Source organism: Pedobacter alpinus, assembly GCF_042684645.1.
In the GTDB taxonomy this organism is placed as follows: Bacteria; Bacteroidota; Bacteroidia; order Sphingobacteriales; family Sphingobacteriaceae; genus Pseudopedobacter; species Pseudopedobacter alpinus.
In genome coordinates this window covers 1-5,995 of the sequence record NZ_JBHULV010000019.1, presented here as the reverse complement: position 1 = coordinate 5,995, position 5,995 = coordinate 1, and the positions used below count along the sequence as shown (strand labels likewise).

General features: G+C 53.2%; 5 protein-coding genes. 4 read left to right on the top strand and 1 reads right to left on the bottom strand.

Annotated elements, in window-relative coordinates; genetic code table 11:
• Positions 1-103: 103 nt before the first annotated feature.
• Complete coding sequence (locus ACFSSE_RS06150; protein WP_032440458.1) at positions 104-349, bottom strand: hypothetical protein; 246 nt, start codon at positions 347-349, stop codon at positions 104-106.
• A gap of 647 nt (positions 350-996) precedes the next feature.
• Here ACFSSE_RS06150 and ltrA point away from each other — a divergent pair.
• The 4 genes from ltrA to ACFSSE_RS06130 all read left to right on the top strand — a co-directional run bounded on the left by ltrA (position 997) and on the right by ACFSSE_RS06130 (position 4,772).
• On the top strand, positions 997-2,481 hold the full coding sequence (ltrA, locus tag ACFSSE_RS06145) for a group II intron reverse transcriptase/maturase (RefSeq protein ID WP_004152765.1): 1,485 nt from the start codon (positions 997-999) through the stop codon (positions 2,479-2,481).
• Positions 2,482-2,585: 104 nt separating this feature from the next.
• Positions 2,586-4,271, top strand: coding sequence for a colicin-like bacteriocin tRNase domain-containing protein (locus tag ACFSSE_RS06140; RefSeq protein ID WP_032440457.1), 1,686 nt, complete (start codon positions 2,586-2,588; stop codon positions 4,269-4,271).
• Between the two features lie 9 nt (positions 4,272-4,280).
• On the top strand, positions 4,281-4,538 hold the full coding sequence (locus tag ACFSSE_RS06135; RefSeq protein ID WP_032440455.1) for a colicin E3-like toxin immunity protein: 258 nt from the start codon (positions 4,281-4,283) through the stop codon (positions 4,536-4,538).
• Between the two features lie 84 nt (positions 4,539-4,622).
• A complete protein-coding gene (locus ACFSSE_RS06130) occupies positions 4,623-4,772 on the top strand; it encodes a colicin release lysis protein (RefSeq protein WP_032440454.1) in 150 nt (49 codons plus the stop codon).
• The last annotated feature ends 1,223 nt before the right edge of the window (positions 4,773-5,995 follow it).

The window sequence follows — 5,995 nt, the reverse complement described above, 5'->3', positions numbered from 1 at the left end:
CGGTTTTCCGGGTGGTTTGTTGCCTGTTTTATCCCGTAGCCGCCGGAAACGCCCTCAGACCGTCTGAGCGGTGCGGGCAATGCGACGTTATGGTAAATACCCCTTACCGGCGGCGCTGTGGCTGCCAGGTGAAGGTGGTTTCCGTAGCCTCGTATTTCTCCCGACGCATTTCCTGCGCCCGCCTGGCTTCACGTTCGTCCTGAATGGCACGAAGCACCCTTTCCCGCACCTGTTGTTTTACCGCCTTTGGCAGCGTTTTGTTCCCTTTCAGGCCCATGGCCAGTGCCTGAGCGACAAAGGCGTCCGCCAGGCGCTTTTCTTCAGCGGGAGTCAGTTTCAGGTGCGTCATAGTGGCCTCCGGGCGTCTCAGGTTTCCCGAACAGTTTAACCGCAGGTCCTCTCCTCATGCCAGTTAGCTTTCAGATGTGTCTATACCATCTGAAATGTAAGTGTGATGAATGTCTTAAATAATAAAATTTGTTGCCATGAGAAATTTTCGGGAAAAGACGCGATCTGCTTACAGGTGGCTCCGGGCGCTTTTTTGTGCCTGAAGATGAGAACTAATCTCATATATTGACACCTGAAAACGGGAGGAGTAAGGTAATAATTATACTGTGTATATGTACAGTGTGCGCCGGGAGACCGGTTAGAGATCAAGGGGTGAAAGTCCCCGACCATTGAAGGACCAGCAATCCACAAGGTCCCCGAGTCATGCGTTGCATACCGCGAGGTATGGGGCGAAGCGTTGACAGGGGTGTTGACAGGCCAGCCATTGAGCCACGAAATGTATATTAAATTACCGGGTGCCGACGTTGTACTGTTAACGGAAGGCAACATCATAGGGTGCGATACTGCGAGTGCCACATGGACCCGGCGGGGTCTGAGACCCTGGCATGTCAATACGATCTCTACGCGGGAACCGGGAGATCTCCCCTCTGACCATCTGCCAGTGTCGGAGATGGCCCGCACCGGGAAGACGAGGAGTCATAGCCGGTGATGTACGGAGAGGAGAAGTCGGACTCGCTCATAGTAGCGGCGAAGCAGGCGAACAACCCGAAAGGAGCGGAGTCAGTGGAGCGAAGGAGCGGGGCCAAGGGGAACGCGGAACAGCCACACATGCGCCGGACACAGAGCCGGGAAAGCATGTCACAGAGGCTGTCACGCGTGCGGGAAGCTGCGAAGCAGCGGAAGAAAGAACGGTTTACAGCATTGTTCCACCTGCTGACAGTCGAAGCACTGGAAGCCGCATTCCTCTCCCTGAGCAGGAAAGCGGCCGCCGGAGTGGATGGCATCAGGTGGATGGACTACGCCGGAAACATGAAGAACAACATAACAGATCTGCACCGGAGGCTACATCAGGGCAGCTACAGGGCGCAGCCCGGCAGGCGTCACTACATCCCAAAAGCGGATGGAAAACAACGCCCGCTCGGCATCGCCTCGCTGGAGGACAAGATCGTCCAGTATGCGCTGGTGAAAATCCTGAACGCAGTCTATGAAAACGACTTTATGGGGTTCTCATACGGGTTCAGACCCGGGCGAAGCCAGCACGATGCACTGGACGCACTGGCCACAGGGCTGGTACGCACTAACGTAAACTGGGTACTGGATGCCGACATCAGTCAGTTCTTCGACAGGGTGAGCCACGAATGGCTGATCAGGTTCACAGAGCATCGGATCGGCGACCGGAGGGTAATCAGGCTCATACGTAAGTGGCTCACAGCCGGGACGTCGGAGGAGGGTCAATGGCGAGCAACGGAGGAAGGCACCCCACAGGGTGCGGTCATCTCACCGCTGCTGGCAAACATATACCTCCACTACGTCTTCGATCTGTGGGCGCATCAGTGGCGACGTCGCTATGCCACAGGCAATGTGGTAATGGTCAGATACGCCGATGACATCGTCATCGGGTTCGACAAACGATACGATGCCCGGCGCTTCCGTATAGCCATGCAGCGCAGACTGAGGGAGTTCGGACTCACGGTTCACCCGGAGAAAACCCGTCTGATGGAGTTCGGCCGCTTCGCTGCCGAAAACCGTGCCATCAGGGGAAAAGGCAAACCAGAAACGTTCAACTTCCTCGGGTTCACGCACATCAGCGGGAAAGATCGCAACGGCAGGTTCATGCTGATACGAAAGACCCGCCGGGATCGGATGACGGCAACTCTGAAAGCCATCAAAGACGGTCTGCGAAGGCGCTGGCATTACTCAATCCCCGAACAGGGAAAATGGCTCAGGAGAGTGGTTCAGGGATACCTGAACTATCACTCGGTACCGGGCAACTTCCCCACCATGCAGAAGTTCAGGACACACGTAACAAACCTCTGGCGCCGGGCGCTCAGGCGCAGGAGCCAGAAGGATGATACGACCTGGACGAAAGCAAACAAACTGGCAGCCGCATGGCTACCAAGGGTTCGGGTTCTTCATCCATGGCCTGTGGAGCGGTTCACCGCCAGACACCCGAGGCAGGAGCCCGGTGCGTAAATCGCGCACGCCGGGATCTGTGCGGGGGGTATCCGGTAACGGGTATCCCTACCGCGACATGTTGGCTTTAATTTATTGTTTTAAATGTCAAAGAGGAAAACGGTATGAGTGGTGGAGACGGTCGAGGTCCGGGTAATTCAGGTCTGGGACATAATGGTGGTCAGGCCAGTGGGAATGTGAACGGTACGTCTGGTAAAGGTGGCCCTTCATCAGGTGGTGGTACGGATCCAAACAGCGGGCCGGGCTGGGGTACGACGCATACGCCGAATGGAGATATTCATAACTATAATCCGGGGGAGTTTGGTAACGGCGGGAGTAAACCCGGTGGTAATGGTGGTAACAGCGGCAATCATAGCGGTAGCTCTGGTGGCGGACAGTCTTCGGCCACTGCGATGGCCTTCGGTCTGCCTGCCCTGGCTACTCCGGGGGCTGAAGGACTGGCTTTATCAGTTTCCGGCGATGCGTTGTCGGCCGCCGTTGCTGATGTGCTGGCTGCCCTGAAGGGGCCGTTTAAGTTTGGTCTGTGGGGGATTGCGATCTACGGTGTGCTGCCTTCTGAGATTGCAAAAGATGATCCGAAAATGATGTCAAAAATTATGACGTCATTACCGGCCGATGCGGTGACGGAGACTCCGGCAAGTACTTTACCACTGGACCAGGCGACGGTTCGTGTCAGACAACGGGTTGTGGATGTGGTGAAGGATGAGCGGCAGCATATTGCGGTTGTCGCAGGTCGGCCAATGAGTGTCCCTGTGGTGGATGCGAAACCGACAAAACGTCCGGGGGTATTCAGTGTGTCGATTCCGGGTCTCCCGTCTCTGCAGGTGAGCGTACCGAAAGGTGTTCCGACAGCGAAAGCCCCGCCAAAAGGCATTGTTGCTGAAAAAGGTGATTCACGTCCGGCTGGTTTTACAGCCGGTGGTAACTCCCGTGAGGCCGTTATTCGTTTCCCGAAAGAGACCGGACAGAAGCCGGTTTATGTGTCGGTGACAGATGTTCTTACCCCGGCACAGGTAAAACAGCGTCAGGAGGAAGAAAAGCGTCGCCAGCAGGCATGGGACGCCGCTCATCCGGAAGAGGGGCTGAAAAGAGACTATGATAAAGCGAAAGCTGAGCTGGATGCCGAAGATAAAAATATTGCGACCTTAAACAGCCGCATTGCATCGACAGAGAAGGCGCTCCCCGGTGCAAGGGCTGCTGTTCAGGAAGCCGATAAAAAGGTAAAAGAGGCAGAGGCAAATAAAGATGATTTTGTGACTTATAACCCGCCTCATGAATATGGCTCCGGGTGGCAGGATCAGGTTCGCTATCTTGATAAGGATATTCAGAATCAGAATGAGAAATTAAAAGCGGCTCAGGCATCTTTAAACGCAATGAATGAATCCTTATCCAGAGATAAGGCTGCACTTACCGGGGCGATGGAGAGCCGGAAACAAAAGGAGAAAAAAGCGAAGGATGCAGAAAATAAGTTAAATGAGGAAAAGAACAAGCCTCGCAAGGGGACTAAAGACTACGGCCATGATTATCATCCAGTACCTAAAACAGAAGACATAAAGGGACTTGGAGAGTTAAAGCGAGGTGATCCTAAAACACCTAAACAAGGTGGTGGTGGTAAGCGGGCCCGATGGTATGGCGATAAAAAACGTAAAATTTATGAATGGGATTCCCAGCACGGTGAGCTTGAAGGGTATCGTGCCAGTGATGGCGAACACCTAGGCGCATTTGATCCCAAAACGGGTAAGCAGGTTAAAGGGCCAGATCCAAAACGGAACATTAAAAAATATCTTTGAGAGGTAAATATGGGGCTTAAATTACGTTTGACATGGTTTGATAAGAAAACTGAAGAGTTTAAAGGGGAAGAGTATTCTAAAGACTTTGGTGACGATGGTTCTGTCATTGAAAGCTTGGGAATGCCTTTAAAGGATAATATTAATAATGGTGAGTTTGATTTGAAGAAAGAATGGGTTCCTTTACTACAGCCATTTTTTAAAAATCAAATAAAACCTGATGTGGATAATTGTTATATAGCTTTTGATTATCGGGACGGTAACTGGTAACAAAAAATTATCAAGGATGATTTGAAATACTGACTTCCGGTGTTCAGGGATGAATGCCGGAGTCTTTAAATACAGGGAAAGTATATGAAAAAGGTAAAGACTATTTTTCTTTTTATATTGATTGTTGCTGGCTTTCTTCTGGCCGCATGTCAGGCAAATTATATCCGGGATGTTCAGGGCGGAACGGTGGCACCATCGTCCTCCTCTGAACTGACGGGGATCGCGGTTCAGTAGAAAAGATCAAAGGATCTTCTTGAGATCCTTTTTTTCTGCGCGTAATCTTTTGCCCTGTAAACGAAAAAACCACCTGGGGAGGTGGTTTGATCGAAGGTTAAGTCAGTTGGGGAACTGCTTAACCGTGGTAACTGGCTTTCGCAGAGCACAGCAACCAAATCTGTCCTTCCAGTGTAGCCGGACTTTGGCGCACACTTCAAGAGCAACCGCGTGTTTAGCTAAACAAATCCTCTGCGAACTCCCAGTTACCAATGGCTGCTGCCAGTGGCGTTTTGCGTGCTTTCCCGGGTTGGACTCAAGTGAACAGTTACCGGATAAGGCGCAGCAGTCGGGCTGAACGGGGAGTTCTTGCTTACAGCCCAGCTTGGAGCGAACGACCTACACCGAGCCGAGATACCAGTGTGTGAGCTATGAGAAAGCGCCACACTTCCCGCAAGGGAGAACGGCGGACAGGTATCCGGTAAACGGCAGGGTCGGAACAGGAGAGCGCAAGAGGGAGCGACCTACCGGAAACGGTGGGGATCTTTAAGTCCTGTCGGGTTTCGCCCGTACTGTCAGATTCATGGTTGAGCCTCACGGCTCCCACAGATGCACCGAAAAAGCGTCTGTTTATGTGAACTCTGGCAGGAGGGCGGAGCCTATGGAAAAACGCCACCGGCGCGGCCCTGCCGTTTTGCCTCACATGTTAGTCCCCTGCTTATCCACGGAATCTGTGGGTAACTTTGTATGTGTCCGCAGCGCCCGCCGCAGTCTCACGCCCGGAGCGTAGCGACCGAGTGAGCGAGGAGGCGCAATTTCCCCGGCACCTGCAAGACGGTCACCGGACGCGCTGATGTGGGATATTGTCCCCTGATTAAGTCTTTCTATTCCCTGACGATCAATTATCAGGATAGGTGAACCATGTCGGTTTTTCGCTGAACATTTTACGTTAACCTATCTCTGTTGCTTTTTTCTCCTTGCGGAGAAATGCAAGTCATCCCCGCTGGGGCGTGGCTGACTTCAGGGGAAAAGACCTTGCTTACGCTGGCTGGACGCCACCGACGCACGGTCTTTTCCCCTCTTTCTGGCTCTGTCCGGCTGGACGCCGGCCACGCCAGAAATTCACCCGGCCCCCGTCAGGCTCACGCCTGACCACCCACAAAAATCCACGGTGCTGGACGCACCTGACGAAGCAGCAAAGCTGCTCCTGATTTTGCGGGTGGTCAGCCGCTCGCTATGGCGAA

Excerpts from the sequence above, each read along its gene's own strand:
- ACFSSE_RS06150 (WP_032440458.1), bottom strand. The coding sequence starts at position 349 with ATGACGCACCTGAAACTGACTCCCGCTGAAGAAAAGCGCCTGGCGGAC.
- ltrA (WP_004152765.1), top strand. The coding sequence starts at position 997 with ATGTACGGAGAGGAGAAGTCGGACTCGCTCATAGTAGCGGCGAAGCAG.
- ACFSSE_RS06140 (WP_032440457.1), top strand. The coding sequence starts at position 2,586 with ATGAGTGGTGGAGACGGTCGAGGTCCGGGTAATTCAGGTCTGGGACAT.
- ACFSSE_RS06135 (WP_032440455.1), top strand. The coding sequence starts at position 4,281 with ATGGGGCTTAAATTACGTTTGACATGGTTTGATAAGAAAACTGAAGAG.
- ACFSSE_RS06130 (WP_032440454.1), top strand. The coding sequence starts at position 4,623 with ATGAAAAAGGTAAAGACTATTTTTCTTTTTATATTGATTGTTGCTGGC.